12 protein-coding genes are annotated in these 17493 nt (G+C 64.3%); 10 read left to right on the top strand and 2 right to left on the bottom strand.

All coding sequences use genetic code 11. The features are described from left to right. Positions 1-34 precede the first annotated feature (34 nt). Together SR870_RS07070 and SR870_RS07065 are read right to left on the bottom strand one after the other, a co-directional pair. Positions 35-973 (bottom strand): hypothetical protein, encoded by a 939-nt coding sequence (locus SR870_RS07070; protein WP_322517296.1) that lies wholly within the window; start codon positions 971-973, stop codon positions 35-37. A gap of 178 nt (positions 974-1151) precedes the next feature. Next, positions 1152-4928, bottom strand: a complete 3777-nt coding sequence (locus SR870_RS07065) for a vitamin B12-dependent ribonucleotide reductase (RefSeq protein WP_322517295.1) — start codon at positions 4926-4928, stop codon at positions 1152-1154. A gap of 654 nt (positions 4929-5582) precedes the next feature. Between SR870_RS07065 and SR870_RS07060 the strand changes: the two genes are divergently transcribed. The 10 genes from SR870_RS07060 (at position 5583) to SR870_RS07015 (ending at position 17487) form a co-directional block, all read left to right on the top strand. Then, on the top strand, positions 5583-6482 hold the full coding sequence (locus SR870_RS07060; protein WP_322517294.1) for a DMT family transporter: 900 nt from the start codon (positions 5583-5585) through the stop codon (positions 6480-6482). A 347-nt stretch (positions 6483-6829) separates the two neighbouring features. Beyond that, positions 6830-8215 (top strand): ABC transporter substrate-binding protein, encoded by a 1386-nt coding sequence (locus SR870_RS07055; RefSeq protein WP_322517293.1) that lies wholly within the window; start codon positions 6830-6832, stop codon positions 8213-8215. 156 nt (positions 8216-8371) lie between these two features. Then, a complete protein-coding gene (locus SR870_RS07050) occupies positions 8372-9310 on the top strand; it encodes a sugar ABC transporter permease (RefSeq protein ID WP_322517292.1) in 939 nt (312 codons plus the stop codon). Then, positions 9310-10224 (top strand): carbohydrate ABC transporter permease, encoded by a 915-nt coding sequence (locus SR870_RS07045; protein ID WP_322517291.1) that lies wholly within the window; start codon positions 9310-9312, stop codon positions 10222-10224. The genes SR870_RS07050 and SR870_RS07045 overlap by 1 nt, the downstream gene beginning before the upstream one ends. A 3-nt stretch (positions 10225-10227) precedes the next feature. Next, on the top strand, positions 10228-11328 hold the full coding sequence (locus SR870_RS07040; protein ID WP_322517290.1) for a sn-glycerol-3-phosphate ABC transporter ATP-binding protein UgpC: 1101 nt from the start codon (positions 10228-10230) through the stop codon (positions 11326-11328). Positions 11329-11360: 32 nt separating this feature from the next. After that, positions 11361-12350 carry a hydroxyacid dehydrogenase gene (locus SR870_RS07035; RefSeq protein WP_322517289.1) on the top strand — a complete coding sequence of 330 codons (990 nt, stop codon included), beginning with the start codon at positions 11361-11363 and terminating at the stop codon, positions 12348-12350. A gap of 151 nt (positions 12351-12501) precedes the next feature. Beyond that, a complete protein-coding gene (locus SR870_RS07030) occupies positions 12502-13926 on the top strand; it encodes an amidase (RefSeq protein WP_322517288.1) in 1425 nt (474 codons plus the stop codon). Between the two features lie 105 nt (positions 13927-14031). Beyond that, the gene (locus SR870_RS07025) at positions 14032-14667 is read left to right on the top strand and encodes a hypothetical protein (protein ID WP_322517287.1); all 636 of its coding nucleotides are present in this window, start codon (positions 14032-14034) and stop codon (positions 14665-14667) included. Between the two features lie 76 nt (positions 14668-14743). Beyond that, positions 14744-15127, top strand: a complete 384-nt coding sequence (locus SR870_RS07020; protein WP_322517286.1) for a hypothetical protein — start codon at positions 14744-14746, stop codon at positions 15125-15127. A 41-nt stretch (positions 15128-15168) separates the two neighbouring features. After that, positions 15169-17487: a TonB-dependent siderophore receptor gene (locus tag SR870_RS07015; RefSeq protein WP_322517285.1), complete on the top strand. Its 2319-nt coding sequence runs from the start codon at positions 15169-15171 to the stop codon at positions 17485-17487. Positions 17488-17493 lie beyond the last annotated feature (6 nt).

The raw sequence follows: 17493 nt of genomic DNA, 5'->3' as shown, positions 1-17493 counted from the left end.
TCTTGTAGTTTGCTTTGACTAGCGCCAACATGACTTATCCGCCGATCAGCGGGATGATCTTGGTGCGCATCAGTTTGATTAGTGCGTCTTTAACTTCCAAACGGTTCGCCTTGCCATCGGGCGAAACGGCAACATCAAGAGGATATTTGGTTGAAAAGTTATTCTCGCCAAGGAAGTACACGGTTCGAACTCTTCCGTCTTCTCGCACCAATGCACTAACGGCGATGATGTCGTCGTCATCCAATTCGATCATTTCGCTTGAATTAACGAGGTCGGCTATGGAGCGTTTTCGATCAGGCAATGTTCCTTTGGCGTGTTTCGCCATTTTGGCGACTTCTTCTCCAAATCCCTCGCCGTATTCGGTGGATTTAATAGCGATCACGCCTGAACGTCCGAATAGGCCCTTCCGCTCTGGTCGTTCTCGGGCTGTCCGAAATGTGAGCTTGATTTCAACTGGCTCGCCCTTTCCAATTTCGTCGGAAATGCTCTTAATGGTTTTGGATGTGACAGTTGCGTTGGACTTTAGAAGGTTGCTGAAGCACTGTCGTATTCCTTCGTAATCGCCAAATTGACCATTGTAGGTCACGCCAATTAAGATTCGTCCGTCTCGCAGTCGGGTGAGTAGGTAGTGAAAAGTCCGTAGATTTAGACTGTCGGCAGAGATGGTGCCGAGTTTATTGTTGCGGTATTCTTGGCCGTAGTAAGCTCCTTCAAATTCGCCGAAGTGAAGCTGGTTTTCAACGAGTTCGTAGTGTGTGAACGGCAGGTCGAGACCAAGTTTGATCCTTGTGGCGACCGTCTCGTTATTTACCTCGAGAGGAGTTGTGTTCGCGATTCTTGCTCTTATGGTTTCGAACTCACCAAGTGTGAATCCTGTCTGAGTAAGTTCCTTGTTCTTGTTTTCGCTCTTTTCCGTTTTGACCAAGTAGTGGAATGAGGCCGTGATCTGTCGATTGATATGTCGTTTGGCCACAGTCTGACCTATTTAAATGGAGGTTTACGAGATGCGGGGGGCGGAGCCGGAGGGAAAGTCGTTCCCGATGCGCGCTGGCTCTGCAGGGCCTCCCAGGACGGAAATAAACGGTTATAAAAGCTATTCGGGCCTCAAGGGCGGCGATTACTCGCCGCCCTGCAGCTTGTGGAATTGGTAGTTAGCTACACCCCGTCGTGCTGCCGCAGGTATCGCACTTCATACAAGTCCCGTTCCGCACCAGCGTGAAATTCCCGCATTCGCCGCAGCTGTCGCCCTCGTAGCCCCGCGCCTTGGCTTCGGCGCGGCGTTCGGCTTTCGAGGCTGCGGGCTGGGTCGCGGCGGCGGCGCCGGCGCGGCTCCATTGCAGGGCTTCGAGCTTTTCGGTCGGCGACAGATCGTGGTCGGCTTCCTGCTTCAGCGCGGTGGCGCCTTCGAGGACGTCGCCGATGCGGGAGGTCGACTTGGCGTGGGTGTCCGGCTGCGAGTAGGCCATCTTGACCGGCGCTGAGCCGCCGTCGGGCGCGGCCGGCGCGCTGCGCATCACCACCAGATTGTCGGTGCGCGAGCGGGTGAGGCCCTTCGACAGATATTTGGTCGCGGCGTGCTGGCCCGGCGTGGAGCCTTCCGGCGCCTTGCCTTCGTCGACGCCCTTGCCGATGGCGTCGAAGCCGGTCTCGCTCGGGTCGACATGGGCGAGGTCGAAGCGGCCCATGTAGCTGACGGCGAGTTCGCGGAACACGTAGTCGAGGATCGAGGTCGCGTACTTGATCGAGTCGTTGCCCTGGACCGGGCCGGCGGGCTCGAACCTCGTGAAGGTGAAGGCGTCGACATATTCCTCGAGCGGCACGCCGTATTGCAGGCCGAGCGACACCGCGATCGCAAAATTGTTGATGAAGGAGCGGAGGGCCGCGCCTTCCTTGTGCATGTCGATGAAGATCTCGCCGATCCGGCCGTCGTCATATTCGCCGGTGCGCAGATAGACCTTGTGGCCGCCGACCACCGCCTTCTGGGTGTAACCCTTGCGGCGATCCGGCATCTTCTCGCGCTCGCGCATCACCACGATGCGCTCGACCAGGCGCTCCACCACCTTCTCGGAGATCTGGGCGGTGCGCGCCGCCATCGGCTTCTCCAGGAAATTGTCGAGCGCGTCGTCGTCCTCGTCGTCGTCGGCAATCAGCTGCGAGTTCAGCGGCTGCGACAGTTTCGAGCCGTCGCGATACAGCGCGTTGGCCTTCAGCGCGAGCTTCCACGACAGCATGTAGGCGGACTTGCAATCCTCCACCGTGGCGTCGTTCGGCATGTTGATGGTCTTAGAGATCGCACCCGAGATGAACGGCTGCGCCGCCGCCATCATCCGGATGTGGCTCTCGACCGACAGATAGCGCTTGCCGACCTTGCCGCAGGGATTGGCACAATCGAACACGCTGTAGTGCTCGGCCTTCAGGTGCGGCGCGCCTTCCACGGTCATGGCGCCGCAGATGTGGATATTGGCGGCCTCGATCTCGCGCTTGGAAAAGCCGATCGCGGCGAGCAGGTCGAAGTTCGGCGCGGCGATCGCCTCGGCTTCGAGCTTCAGCGTCTCGCGCAGGAAGTCCTCGCCGAAGGTCCATTTGTTGAAGGCGAATTTGATGTCGAAGGCGGTCGGCAGCGCGGCCTCGACCTTCGCCAGCGCCTCGTCGGTGAAGCCCTTAGCCTTCAACGTCGAGACGTTGATCGCCGGCGCGTTGCTGAGCGAGCCGTGGCCGACCGCGTAGGCCTCGATCTCGGCGATCTGGTTTTCCGGATAGCCGAGGATGCGCAAGGCCGCCGGCACGGCGCGGTTGATGATCTTCCAGTAGCCGCCGCCGGCGAGCTTCTTGAACTTCACCAGCGCGAAATCGGGCTCGATGCCGGTGGTGTCGCAATCCATGACGAGGCCGATGGTGCCGGTCGGCGCCACCACCGAGACCTGCGCGTTGCGATAGCCGTGCAGTTCGCCGAGTTCGAGCGCGCGGTCCCACGCCGCTTTGGCATGCGCGATCGCTTCGGGGATCGGGCAGCCGGCATGGTCGAGCGGCACCGGGGCCACCGACAGCGCCTCATAGCCGCGGCTCTCGCCATGGGCAGCGCGGCGGTGATTGCGGATCACGCGCAGCATATGGGCGGCGTTCTTCTTGTAGCCGGGGAACGGGCCGAGCTTCTGGGCCATTTCGGCCGAGGTCGCATACGATACGCCGGTCATGATTGCGGAGAGCGCGCCGCACAGCGCGCGGCCTTCCTTGGAGTCGTAGCTGAGGCCCATGGTCATCAGCAGGCCGCCGATATTGGCGAAGCCGAGGCCGAGCGTGCGGAACTCGTAAGACAGCTCCGCAATCTGCTTGGACGGGAACTGCGCCATCAGCACCGAGATTTCCAGCACCACGGTCCACAGCCGGCACAGATGCTCATAGGCGGGCAGGTCGAACACATTGGCGGTGGTGTCGTAGAAGGTCAGCAGGTTGGCCGAGGCCAGATTGCAGGCGGTGTCGTCGAGGAACATGTATTCCGAGCACGGATTCGACGCGCGAATGTCGCCCGAGGCCTTGCAGGTGTGCCAGTCGTTCATCGTGGTGTTGAAGTGCAGGCCGGGATCGGCGCTGGCCCAGGCGGCGGTGCCGATCTTCTCCCAGAGATCGCGGGCCTTCAGCGTCTTCATCACCTTTTTGGTGGTGCGGCTGGTCAGATTCCAGTCCCCATCCGTCTCCACCGCGCGCAAAAAGTCGTCCTTCAGCGACACCGAGTTGTTGGAGTTCTGGCCGGAGACGGTGAGGTAGGCCTCGCTATCCCAATCGGTGTCGTAGATCGGGAAGTCGATCTCCTTGTAGCCCTGCTTGGCGTACTGGATGACGCGCTTGATCATCGCGTCGGTGACCAGCGCGCGGCGCGCGATCTTGACCTCGCGGCGCAGCGCCGGGTTCTTGTCGGGGTCGAAGCAGTCGTCGCCGGAGCCCTGGCAGTTGACGCAGGCCTTCAGGATCGCCTTGAGGTGCTTCTGGTTGAGCTTGGAGCCGGTGACGAGGGCGGCGACCTTCTGCTCCTCCTTCACCTTCCAGTCGATATAGGCCTCGATATCCGGATGGTCGGCGTCGACCACGACCATCTTGGCGGCGCGCCGCGTGGTGCCGCCGCTCTTGATCGCGCCGGCGGCGCGGTCGCCGATCTTGAGGAAGCTCATCAGGCCCGAGGAGCGGCCGCCGCCGGACAGCCGCTCGCCTTCGCCGCGCAGGCGGGAGAAGTTGGAGCCGGTGCCGGAGCCGTATTTGAACAGCCGCGCCTCACGCACCCACAGGTCCATGATGCCGCCCTCGTTGACGAGGTCGTCCTCGATGCCCTGGATGAAGCAGGCGTGCGGCTGCGGGTGCTCGTAGGCGGATTTCGACTTGGTCAGCTTGCCGGTCTTGTAGTCGACGTAATAGTGGCCCTGGCCGGGGCCGTCGACGCCGTAGGCCCAGTGCAGGCCGGTGTTGAACCATTGCGGCGAATTCGGCGCGACCATCTGCGACGCCAGCATGTAGCGCAGCTCGTCGTAGAACGCGCGGGCGTCGTCCTCGGACGAGAAGTAGTCGCCCTTCCAACCCCAATAGGTCCAGCAGCCGGCGAGGCGATCGAACACCTGCTTGGAGGAATGTTCGGAAACGAAGCGCTCGGCCTCGGGCAGGGCGGCGAGCGCCTCGGTGTCCGGCACCGAGCGCCACAGCCAGGACGGCACGGTCTCTTCCTCGACCCTCTTCAAGCGCGCGGCGACGCCGGCCTTGCGGAAATATTTCTGCGCCAGCACGTCGGAGGCGACCTGCGACCAGGCCTCGGGCACTTCGACATTCTCGAGGCGGAACACCACGGAGCCGTCCGGATTGCGGATCTCGCTCGTCGTCAGCCGGAACTGAATCGCCGCGTAGGGTGACTGGCCGTCGGTGGTGTAGCGCCGTTCGATCTTCATCTCGTGCCCCGTTCAATGTGCCGGACCCCGTGGGCCCGAAAGTTGTTGGTCGCGAACCTTTTGGTTCGCCTGCGAGCCGTGGTCCGGCCCTGTTCTGTCTCGGAGGCAGCGCCCGCGATTGCCTTCAACCGCGGCCCTGATCCTCTAACGCCCCACGCATCAATGCGAGCCGTTTCGCGACCCGTCTTTTGCGCCCGAACAGCCGGTTTCGGGCACAGATGACCCCATACCCCGGTGCCGTCAGGCTTGTCGGAGGTGGTCGGCTCGGTACCCTTCTGGGAATGTCCGGCGGGACCAAAAACCACCTCGCCGGACAGGCCCTAAAGCTAGGCCGACTCCGTCTGACCCGTCAAGCAATAGTGCGGGTTCCTGAATCAAATACTAAATGTGGTGGAACTACGTGGAAAACAGGGGGCTCGGCCGCGTCCTGATCGGCCCAAGTATCGGTGAGTCCTCACGGATTCCAAAGGGTAAAAATTCGCCCGACGGGGTCGGAATCCGGACTGCACCCGCTGTTCACAGGGCAGGTATATTTTCGCGCGAAGGGGTTGCCATGGCCGACTCACCGCGCCGCGCCACCGGACCGCTTTTTCGGGTGGTGACGGGACGCCAATACCGGCATGGTGGCGCCGTTCTTCCTGCCGGGTGTTCCCCATGTCCGACCCATCTCCCGCCGCCGCGCCGCCGCGCGTGGCGACCGGCGGCCTCGTCCTGCTCGCCGTCACCTCGGTGGCGTGGGGGCTGTCCTGGCCGGTGTCGAAATATGTGATCTCGGAATGGCCGCCGCTGCCGGCGCGCGGCCTGCCCGGGCTGGCCGGCTCGCTGCTGCTGTTCGCCTATGCGGCGCTGCGCGGCGACTCGCTGCTTGTGCCGCGGGCGCTGTGGGGGCGGCTGGCGGTGTCGGCGTTCTTCAACGTCACGCTGTGGATGGTGGTGATGGGGCTGGCGCTCTTATGGATGCCGGCCGGCGAGACCGCGGTGATCGGCTATTCGATGCCGGTGTGGACCGCGCTGCTGGCGTGGCCGCTGCTCGGCGAGCGGCCGACGGGGCGGCGCGTGCTGGCGCTGGTGTTGGGGTTCGGCGGCATCGCGGCGCTGATGGGGGCGGACGGCTTTGCCGCCAGCACCGCGAAGCTGCCGGGCGTGGCGCTGGCGCTGACCGGCGCGATCGGCTTCGCGCTCGGCACCATCTTCCTGAAGCGGTTCCCGATCAAGCTTCCGGGCGCGACCTCGGCGGCGTGGCAGATCGGGCTCGGCTGCATTCCGGTGACCGCGGTCGGCTTCGCCTTCGAAGTGCCGTCGCTCGACGCGCTGTCGCCCTATGGCTGGGCGGGGCTGGCTTATCTGACGCTGATCCAGTTCTGCCTGGCCTATCTGTGCTGGTTCGCCGCATTGCAGCGGCTGTCGGCCTCGGTCGCGGCGATCGGCACCATGTCGGTGCCGGTGATCGGCGTGGTGGCCTCGGCGATCGCGCTGCACGAGCCGCTCGGCCTCGGCCAGATCGCGGCCCTGGTGCTGACGCTCGCCGGCGTCGCGCTGGCGACGCGGTCGTAGGGCCGTCTCGTCTCGCGACTGCGGCATCCCCGCCGCGCGGCAAGTAGACCGCACCGCAATCAGCAACGTGTGCAGCGCACCGCGACGGCGAGGGAGCAAACAGCGGTGCTAATCGCCACCTCGTTGTGCATCGCATGGCGATGTTGCTCTGCAAAAAGTATCAACTAATCATTTGATCAACTAATCAATCTGATTTCTCGACAGCCGCGAACAATTCTGATCAGATCATCGCGACACCGGAATGCTGCGTCCGTGGCGCCAGCGGCCTCGAGAGCCGCGCCACCAAAACCAAGAGAGCGCTTCAAAGCCCCAGACCATCGCATTGGCTCACCAGGGAGGAATGCCAAATGTCGGATGATGCCGTGTCGCCCTCTGCAAGATCGCTCGCTGCCCAATCCCGGACCAAGCTCAGCCGCCGCCAGTTCGTCGCCGCCACCGCCATCACTTCGGCGGCGCTGGTCACCGCACCCTACGTCCGCGGCGCCCACGCCGCCGGCAAACTGACGATGGGGTTCTGGGACCATTGGGTCCCCGGCGCCAACAACACCTGCACCGAACTCGTCAAGCAATGGGGCGAGAAGGAGAAGGTCGAGGTCTCGATCGACTACATCCCGAGCCAGGGCAACAAGAACCTGCTCACCATCGCAGCCGAGGCGCAGGCGAAATCCGGCCACGACATCCTGTCGATGCCGACCTGGTGGCCGCACGCCAACGCCGAACTGATCGAGCCCGTCAACGACCTGATGGAAGACCTGATCAAGCAGAACGGCAAGGTCAACAACACCGTCGAATATCTCGCCAAGCGCGACGGCAAATGGCTCGCGGTGCCGTCCTGCATCGGCAGCCAGATCAAGGGGCCGTGCACGCGCATCGACCTGTTGAAGAAGCACGCCAATCTCGACATCCAGGCGATGTACCCGGCCGGCAGCGAGCCGAAGGACGACGACTGGAATATGGAGACGTTCCTGAAGGCGGCGGAGGCCTGCCACAAGGCCGGCGTGCCGTTCGGCATCGGACTCGGCGAGACCTCCGACAGCGTCGACAGCGCCGGCGCGTTCTTCCAGGCGTTCGGCGCGCAGCTCGTCGACAGCAAGGGCAACGTCACGGTGAAGACCGACGAGGTCCGTCAGGTGCTCGAATTCTACAAGAAGCTGATGGCGTTCCTGCCGGCCGACGTCACCGCCTGGGACGATTCGTCGAACAACAAATGGATCGTGTCCGGCCGCGGCGCGATGATCATGAACCCGCCGAGCGCCTGGGCGGTCGCCAAGCGCGACGCGCCGCAGGTCGCCGAGCAGCTCTGGACCCACGGCTTCCCGAAGGGGCCGAAGGGCCGCTACGCGCCGTTCCTGCCGTTCTTCTGGACCACCTGGACGTTCTCCAAGAACAAGGAGGCGGCCAAGAGCCTGCTGCGGCACCTGTCGCAGCCGGACTCGATCGAGAAACTGGTGGCGGCGTCGGGCGGCTACGACCTGCCGGCCTTCGCCAACCTGACCAAGCTCAAGGTCTGGGCCGAGCAGGCGCCGCCGAAGGGCACGCTGTTCAGCTATCCCGATCCGTATCAGCGCCAGACGCTGTCGATCGCCGCATCGCCGGCGCCGCCGAAGATCGCGCAGCAGATCTACGCCCAGGCGACGCTGACCAAGATGTGCGTGCGCCACTATCAGGGCGAGGCGATGGAGAAGACGCTCGCCTGGGCCGAAGGCGAGTGCGAGGGCTTCATGCGAAGCTGACGATCCAAAATCGTCCTTCCGTCATTGCGAGGAGCGCAGCGACGAAGCAATCCAGGCGCGCCGTGCACTGAGCTGGATTGCTTCGCTTCGCTCGCAATGACGGGGAGATTCCGCCGGCAATGCGCCGATGCCGGCGATTCATAGGAGGAGCCTTCGATGGTCGACATTCCGTACCAGCCGGGCAGGGTCGCCGCGGCGTCCACCCGCCGCCGGCGCGGCGGGCTGGCGGCGATGATGAAGCGCAAATCGATGGTGGCGTTCCTGATGGCGCTGCCGCTGATCGTGCTGATCGGGGTGCTGGTGGTCTATCCGGCGTTCTACGCGGTGCACCTGTCGACGCTGAACAAGTCGATGCAGCGCTTCGTCGGCTTCGACAATTTCCTGTTCCTGTTCAAACGCGACACCTTCTGGCTGGTGGTGCAGCAGAGCTGCATCTTCGCGATCACCGCCGTGGTGTTCAAGGCGCTGCTCGGCTTCATCGTCGCGCATTTCGTCCACAACGTGCCGGCCAAGGGCCAGCGCAAATGGCGCGGCATGCTGCTGGTGCCGTGGGTGATCCCGCCGGCGATGTCGACGCTGGCCTGGCTGTGGCTGTTCGACCCGTCCTATTCGGCGTTCAACTACACGCTCGGGATGTTCGGAATCGGCCCGATCCCGTGGACCGGCGACGCGTCCTGGGCGCGATTCTCGGTCATTCTGGTCAATATCTGGTACGGCGCGCCGTTCTTCATGATTATGTATCTGGCGGCGCTGAAATCGGTGCCGGAGCAGCTCTACGAAGCGGCGGCGATCGACGGCGCCAATTGGTGGCAGAAGCTCTGGTATGTGACGCTGCCGATGATGCGAAACATCATCGCCATCACCACGCTGTTCTCGCTGATCGTCACTTTCGCCAATTTCGACATCGTCCGCATCCTCACCGCCGGCGGCCCGCTCGACCACACCCACATCTTCGCGACCTGGGCGTTCCGGATCGGGATCGAGGGTTCGGACATTCCGCTCGGCGCCAGCGTGTCGCTGTTCATGCTGCCGATCCTCGGCGTCGCGGCGATCTTCATCCTCCGTGACATCAACAAGCGCGGGAACGAAAGCTGATGGCCTCGACACTCACGATCGACAAGGCCGCGCCGCGGCGCAATCCCGGCTACGGCAGCATGAGCCGCGACCGCGCCTGGGCGCTGAAATGGTCGTACTTCTTTCTCACGATCTTCGCCGTTTTCTCGCTGGTGCCGCCGCTGTACATGCTGATCACCTCGCTCAAGAGCAGCCAGGAGATTTCGGCGGCGACCAATCCGTGGTGGGTGTTCCACCCGACGCTCGGCAACTACATCCAGTTGCTGACGTCGAACCAGTTCCTGACGTTCTTCTTCAACTCGGCGATGGTGTCGATCTTCGTCGTCACCATCACCATGCTGATCAGCGTGCCGGCGGCGTTCGCGTTGGCGCGGATGCGGTTCTGGGGCTCGGCGACGCTCGCCACCGGCGTGTTCCTGACCTATCTGATTCCGGACACGCTGCTGTTCATCCCGCTGTTCAAGATGTTCGCCACCTTCGGCGACTGGAGCGGCATCCAGCTCATCAACCGCTGGTACGTGCTGTTGATCATCTATCCGACACTGACGGTGCCGTTCTGCACCTGGATCATGATCGGCTATTTCGCCTCGATCCCGAAGGAGCTCGACGAGGCCGCGATCATCGACGGCGCGTCGTGGTTCCAGACGCTGACGCGGATCTTCATTCCGGTGGCGCTGCCCGGCATCATCGCCGCGACGATCTTCGCCTTCACGGTGTCGTGGGCGCAGTTCCTGTATCCGCTGGTGTTCACCACGTCCACCGATCAATTGGTGCTGCCGGTCGGCATCATCACCACGCTGATCAAGGGCGACGTGTTCAACTGGGGGCAGATCATGACCGGCGCTCTGCTCGGCGCCGCGCCGCCGCTGATCATCTACGCATTTCTGATGGACTACTACATCGCGGGGCTCACCGCGGGCGCAACCAAAGGGTGACACATGGCTGAAGTGAATTTGCGCAAGGTGGTGAAGCGCTACGACGACGTCGAGGCCGTCCGCGGCATCGACCTCGACATTCCCGACAAGGAATTCGTGGTGTTCGTCGGACCCTCGGGCTGCGGCAAGTCGACGACGCTGCGGATGATCGCCGGGCTCGAGGACATCTCCGACGGCGACATCGTGATCGGCGGAGACGTCGTCAACGACGTGCCGCCGAAGGACCGCGACATCGCCATGGTGTTCCAGAACTACGCGCTGTATCCGCACATGACGGTGGCGGAGAACATGTCGTTCGGGCTGCGGCTGAAGAAATATCCCAAGGCCGAGATCAAGAAGCGCGTCGACGAGGCGGCGCGGATGCTGGACATCACCGACCTGATCAACCGCAAGCCGAAGCAGCTCTCCGGCGGCCAGCGCCAGCGCGTCGCGATGGGCCGCGCCATCGTCCGCAATCCGAAAGTGTTCCTGTTCGACGAGCCGCTGTCCAATCTCGACGCGCAATTGCGCGTGCAGATGCGGTTCGAGATCAAGCGGGTGCACCAGAAAGTGCGCACCACCACGGTCTACGTCACCCACGACCAGGTCGAGGCGATGACGCTGGCGGACCGCGTCGTGGTGATGAACAATGGGCGGATCGAGCAGGTCGGCACGCCGAACGAATTGTATCACCGCCCGGCGACGCGCTTCGTCGCCGGCTTCATCGGCTCGCCTTCGATGAATTTCATTCCTTGCACCTTGGAGGAGAATGCCGGCCGGCTGCAGATCCGGCTGTCGGACACGCTGGCGATGCCGGTGCCGGAGCAGAAGGCGGCGCATTATCGCGGCATAGCCCGCGACAAAAAATTGCAGCTCGGCATCCGCCCCGAGCACATCGCCGACGCCAGGGCGACGCTGGAACCCGGCGTCGCGGCGTTCGACGCGCTGCTCGACATCACCGAGCCGATGGGGATGGAGACGCTGATCTATTTCAATCTCAACGGCAGCGAGGTCTGCGGCCGCGTCAGCCCGAATGCCGGGGCGCGGGATGGAGGCATGTTGCGTTTGGCGGTGGACCTCAACAATATGCACCTGATAGACGAGGGGACCGGCCTCGTGATCTGAAGGCCGGACAGAGAGACGTCCACGGGGCTGGAATGACGACCAACAAGAAGAAACTGCTGATCACGGAATCGCTGTCGGAACCGGGAAGGGCGCTGTTCGCCGAGCGCTCCGACATCGACGTGATCGAATTCCCCAATATGATCTCGGCGTCCGATTTCGAGGCGCTGCTGCAGGCGGAAGCGCCGGTGCACGGCGTGGCGCTCGGCGCGACGCGGTTCGGCGAGGCCGAGCTGGAAGCGTCCCGCGACATGAAGGTGGTGGCGCGGATCGGCGTCGGCTACGACGCGGTCGACGTTCCGGCGCTGTCGAAGCGCAAGGTGCCGCTGATGACCGCCGGCACCGCGAATTCGCCCTCGGTCGCCGAACAGGCGCTGTTCATGATGTTGACGCTGGCCAAGCGCGGCGTCGAGCTGCACGCGCTGGTCAAGACCGGCGCCTGGGCGACGCGGCTCGGGCTGTTGCCGTTCGACCTGTTCGGCAAGACCGTGCTGATTGTCGGCTTCGGCCGGATCGGCACCCGCACCGCCAAGCGTTGTCTCGCGATGGAAATGACCGTGCTGGTGTACGATCCCTACGTGCCCGCCGCGGCGATCGAAGCGGCCGGCTGCGAGCCGCTCTCCGATCTCGACGCCATGCTGCCGCGCGCGGATTTCGTCAGCCTGCACTGCCCGAAGACTCCGGAGACCACCGGGATGTTCGACGCTGCGCGGCTGGCGAAGATGAAGGCGACGGCGTATCTGATCAACACCGCGCGCGGCGGCATCGTCGTCGAGCAGGCGCTGTACGACGCGCTGGTCGCGGGCCGGCTCGCCGGTGCAGGCCTCGACGTGTTCGAGGTGGAGCCGCCGCCGCTTGGTCACAAATTATTCGATCTGCCCAATGTGATCATCGCCCCGCACGTCGCCGGCGTCACCCGCGAAGCGCTCGACCGGATGGGCGAGCAGACCGCGCGCAACATGCTGAGCGCACTCGACGGCGCCCCGATCGCCGCGAATGTCGTCAATCAGGACGTGCTCGGTTAGTTCGACAAATCTCGGCCCCGTCATTGCGAGGAGCGTAGCGACGAAGCAATCCAGCTCCGTGCACTGAGAGTCTGGATTGCTTCGCTTCGCTCGCAATGACGGCGACCAACGATCGTTGCATCACACGAAATAACAATTGGGGAGGCTCATCGTGGCATTGAAAGAGTACGGCGATTTCGACGGCGTCGGACTCGCCGAGCTGGTACGTCGCAAGCAGGTCACGCCCGGTGAACTGCTCGACGAGGCGATCGCGCGGACCGATGCGCTCGACGACAAGCTCAACGCGGTCGTCGTTCGGCATGACGACTATGCGCGACAGCAGATCGACAACGGCTTGCCCGAAGGTCCGTTCACCGGCGTGCCGTTTCTGCTGAAGGATCTCGATCTGCTCGCCGGCACCCGCACCACTTTCGGCGCCAGCCTGTACAAGGACTTCGTCGCGCCGCACACCGGCACGCTGGCGGGCCGGTTTCTCGCTTCGGGCGTGACGATCTTCGGCAAGAGCGCGAGTCCGGAATTCGGGCTGATGCCGACCACGGAATCGCGGCTGCACGGGCCGACGCGCAATCCGTGGAATCTCGATCACTCCTCCGGCGGATCGTCGGGCGGCGCCGCCGCGGCGGTGGCGGCGCGGATCCTGCCGGTGGCGCATGCCAGCGACGGCGGCGGGTCGATCCGGATTCCGGCGTCGGCCTGCGGCGTGTTCGGGCTGAAGCCGACGCGGGCGCGCAATCCGCTCGGGCCGGATCGCGGCGAGGGCTGGGGCGGCTTCGCCTGCGGCCATGTGGTGAGTATCACCGTGCGCGACAGCGCGGCGATGCTGGATGCGCTGCATGGCCCCGAGCCGTCGAGCCCCTACGTCGCGCCGGCGCCGGAGCGGCCGTTCGCGCAAGAGGTCGGCCGCGATCCGGGGCGGCTGCGGATCGCCTTCACCGACGCCTCCACTTATGGCGATGCCATCGATCCGGAGATCGCGGCCGCGGTGCGCGATACCGCGAAGATGCTGGAAGGCCTCGGCCACCACGTTGTACAGCGCGCGCCGAAGCTGCCGGCCGACCCGGCCGACGTGATCGCCACCATCGTTGCCTGCAATACCGGGCTGACGGTGAAGCTCGCCGAGCAGGTGCTCGGCCGCCCTGTGACCGATCGCGACTTCGAGAAGCTGACGCTCGCCAGCGCCGCCAATGCCGGCCGCGCCAGCGGCATCGACTATTGCGCCGCGCAGCTCGCGGCGTTTCGGATCTCGCACGCGCTGTCGGATTTCTTCGCCGATATCGACGTCTTCCTGTCGCCGACGCTGTGCCTGCCGCCGCTCGAAATCGGCGAGCTCGACACCATGGCCAGCGATCTGTCCGGGATCAGTCCGTTGCTGCGGCGCTACATCCCCGGCACCAGCCTGTTCAACATGTCGGGCCAGCCGGCGATGTCGGTGCCGCTGGCGTGGACCGCGAGTGGCCTGCCGATCGGTATGATGTTCGCGGGCCGGTTCGGCGACGAGGCGACGCTGTTGCGTCTCGCTTCGCAGCTCGAACGGGAACGGCCCTGGAAAAGCCGCAGGCCACCGGTTTGCGCCTGATTTAGTCCAGCTTTTCGCCGGCATTCTCAGAAACAAAACGACCAAGGTCGGCGTTGACGCGCCGCCTTGGCTGTCATTTCGTATGTATTTGAGGGGGACTTTGACGTGACTGGCAACGATCCGACCGATCAGGCGCTGGCCGTGATCGCGAGCATCTTCGAAAAGCCGGCCCCGAAGCCGGACGCGAAGGCGCGCGGCGAAAAAGGGGACGACGCTTCCTCGGACGTTGCTGCGCAGGACGACATCGCCGACGACACCTCCCGCGAAGACGCTTTTCGCGACGACACTTCCCGCGACGACACCGCGCTCGATGAGATCGCGCGGGACGAGACCGCGCAGGGTGGCGGGGACCCCGCGGCAGACGACGTCGTCTCGGTGCAGATCGAGACCGTGGAGATCGTCGAGATCACCATGACTTCTTCGGAGCAGCCCGAGCCGGCCGACGTGGTGAGCGATGCCGGGCCCGAGGATCTCGATGCCTTGACGCGCCACGGCCCGGGGCCGCTCGAGGCGTTGCGCTTCAAATGGAGCGTGCGGCACGAAGACGACGGCTACTACGTCGACGAAACCATCGGCACCTCGTCACAGCCGATCGTCGCCGGCCCGCTGTCGCGCGCCGAGGCGATCGCCTTCATCGACACCCGCGAGCGCCGCACCCGCCGCCGCTTCGAGCGCCTGCGCAACGAGATCGTCTCCGGCCCGTCGGAGCGCGGCGTCGAGGACGACGACAGCGAGCTGTAGGATGGTGGGGGTGATTTCGGCCCCCGACTCGACAATCAACTAACATTGCGATCTATTCGCGCCTCGGGGGTGGGGCGTGATCGGCTGGTGGCGACGTCAGGGTGGCATTCGAAGGGCGGTCGGCGTCATCGCCGGCCAACTTTTTGTTGTGCAACTGCTGTTGGCCGGCGTGGTCGCCACCGAGATGGCGGTCGCAGACGCGATCGGGATTCCGACGATCTGCTCGAGCAGCGTTGCGCCGACCGGCGACGGCTCGGACCATTCGAACACCCCGATCCATCACGTCACCTGTTCGATCTGCACATTCGCGTCGCTCTCCGGCCCGCTGCCTGAGCCGGATGTCGTCGCGATTCTCAGGACCTCGCTGGACGTTGGCTCCGGCAGCGACAGCATATCGACGATCCGCGAAGCGGATCGGTTCGAGCCGCGCAGCTCACAAGGCCCTCCGCAAGCCGCCTAGCTGACTTCGTTCGCTAGACGCACTTTGCTGGAGTACCCCCGATGCAACGTTTTCTGAGCGCGCTTTGCGCTGCGTCCGTCGCTGCCGTGACGGTCCCCGATCTTGCCTTTGCCCAAACGTCGACCCAAGCCAACACCGGCCTGCCGAGTGTGGTGGTCGAGCCGCCGACGCGAAAGCCGACAAAGAAGCGCCAGGCGAGCGCCACGGCTCCGCGGGCGCCGGCGCAGGCGGCGGTCAGCACCGCGCCGCCGAGCAGCGGTGCGCCGGTGATCCAGACCACCGCCGGACCGGTGCAGGGCATTCGCGCGCTCACGGCGTCGTCTGCGACCCGGACCGACACCCCGATCGAACAGATCCCGCAATCGATCCAGGTGGTGTCGCGCCAGCTCATCGAGCAGCAGGGCGCGGTGACGGTCACCGAGGCGGTGCAGAACGTCAGCAACGCCCAGGCGGTCAATCCGTTCGTCATCGCCAACACCGACCTGCAGCAGCTCAAGATCCGCGGCTTCTCTGCGGAACTTTGGCGCGACGGGATGGTGAGCATGTACAACCCTGGCGACCGCGACGGGCTGGTCAATGTCGAGCGCATCGAGGTGCTGAAGGGCCCGAACGCGATCCTCTATGGCGGCGGCCCCGGCGCCCCGATCGGCGGCGCGGTCAACGTCGTCTCGAAACTGCCGACCGACAAGGCCAGCCAGGAATTCGGCATCGGGCTGGGCAGCTATCAGTACTGGAACCCGTTCTTCGACATCAACCAGCCGCTCAACCAGGACAAGACCGCGCTGTTCCGCGTCACCGGCGAGTACACCGGCAACAAGAGCTACATCGATGTGCTTGACTCCAAGCGCTACAGCATCAATCCGACCCTGACGCTGACCAATCGCGAGGACACCACGCTGACGATCCAGGGCTTCCTGTCGCGTCAGCAACAGCAGGCCTATCCGGGGCTGCCGGTGTACGGCACCATCCTGGGCGACTTCCGCGCGGCCCGCGATCTGTATATCGGGCCGTCCAACATCGAGCCGAGCTATTCGAAGACGCACGGCGCCACCGTCACGCTCGATCATCAGTTCAATTCGGTGTGGTCCGCGAACATCAAGGCGCGCTGGAGCCAGTCGGAATTCGATCAGCTGTCGCAATGGGCGTTCGGCGGCGATGCGACCGGTGCAGTGCCGGCGTTCGCGCCGTCGACCTGGCTGCTGTCGAATCTCGAAGTGTTCCAGAAGCAGCAGGAATTCACCATCAATCCCAGCGTCAAGGCGAAGTTCGACACCGCGATCAGCCGCAACACGCTGCTGATCGGCGCGGACTACAGCCGCGTCACCGATCGCGGCTTCATGACCGGCGACAATCTCGGCAACACCTGCTTCCTGACCACCTTCGCGTGCCCGCCGGCGGCGGTCGACCTGCAGAATCCGGTGTTCGCGATCCCGTACACGCGGCCCAATCCGAGCGCCGGCGCGGAATACGCGGCGTATTTCAACTTCGACAACACCTACACCACCAAGGGCGGTTACGCGCAATTGCAGTCGTCGCTGTACGACCGTGTCCATGTGCTGGCCGGCGCGCGCCTCGCCAATATCGACATCAGCTACACCGAGAACGCGCTGGTGGTGCCGTCGACCTTCGTCACCGACACCACGAAATTGCTGCCGCGCGCCGGCGTGGTGGTCGATCTGGTCAAGGGGCTGTCGGCCTATGCCAGCTACAGCGAGGGCATGCGCTGGGCGGGATTCACTCAGGCGGTCGCGCGGCCGGAGCCCGAGTTGTCGCAGCAAGTCGAAGCGGGGTTGAAGTTCAATATCAGTGCCGAACTGTCCGGCAGCGTCGCGGTGTTCGAGATCCATCGTGACAACGTGCCGGTGACCATCGCGCTCGGCGTCGCCGGCCTGACGCAGCAGAAATCGCGCGGCTTCGAGACCGACATGACCTGGCAGCCGAACCGCAACTGGAGCTTCCTCGGCAGCTACGGCTACACCGATGCGACCTTCGCCGGAGCGTTCACCGACTCCTCGGGCGTCATCCCGGCCGGCAACAAGCTGCCCTACGTGCCCGAACATTCCGGGCGGGTGTGGGCGAATTACAAGTTCGATCCGAACGTGCTGCCGGGTTGGAGCGTAGGCGCCGGCGTCTATGCGGCATCGAGCCAGTATGTCGACAACGCCAATCTGTGGAAGACCGACGGCTACTACACGGTCGATGCCAAGATCGGCTACGAGAAGGACGGCTTCCGCGCCTTCATCGCGCTGAAGAACCTGACCGGGGAAGAGTACTTCACGCCCTATGCCTGGCTCGGCGGTCAGGTGGCGCCGGGCGCGCCGCGAATGGTCTACGGCCAGCTCAGCTATCGCTTCAATTGAGGTCCG

It is taken from the genome of Rhodopseudomonas palustris (assembly GCF_034479375.1).
Classification (GTDB): domain Bacteria; phylum Pseudomonadota; class Alphaproteobacteria; order Rhizobiales; family Xanthobacteraceae; genus Rhodopseudomonas; species Rhodopseudomonas palustris_M.
The sequence above is the reverse complement of the archived record's forward strand: the minus strand, read 5'-3'. Positions and strand labels throughout refer to the sequence as shown.

Excerpts from the sequence above, each read along its gene's own strand:
- SR870_RS07065 (WP_322517295.1), bottom strand. The coding sequence starts at position 4,928 with ATGAAGATCGAACGGCGCTACACCACCGACGGCCAGTCACCCTACGCG.
- SR870_RS07060 (WP_322517294.1), top strand. The coding sequence starts at position 5,583 with ATGTCCGACCCATCTCCCGCCGCCGCGCCGCCGCGCGTGGCGACCGGC.
- SR870_RS07055 (WP_322517293.1), top strand. The coding sequence starts at position 6,830 with ATGTCGGATGATGCCGTGTCGCCCTCTGCAAGATCGCTCGCTGCCCAA.
- SR870_RS07050 (WP_322517292.1), top strand. The coding sequence starts at position 8,372 with ATGGTCGACATTCCGTACCAGCCGGGCAGGGTCGCCGCGGCGTCCACC.
- SR870_RS07045 (WP_322517291.1), top strand. The coding sequence starts at position 9,310 with ATGGCCTCGACACTCACGATCGACAAGGCCGCGCCGCGGCGCAATCCC.
- SR870_RS07040 (WP_322517290.1), top strand. The coding sequence starts at position 10,228 with ATGGCTGAAGTGAATTTGCGCAAGGTGGTGAAGCGCTACGACGACGTC.
- SR870_RS07035 (WP_322517289.1), top strand. The coding sequence starts at position 11,361 with ATGACGACCAACAAGAAGAAACTGCTGATCACGGAATCGCTGTCGGAA.
- SR870_RS07015 (WP_322517285.1), top strand. The coding sequence starts at position 15,169 with ATGCAACGTTTTCTGAGCGCGCTTTGCGCTGCGTCCGTCGCTGCCGTG.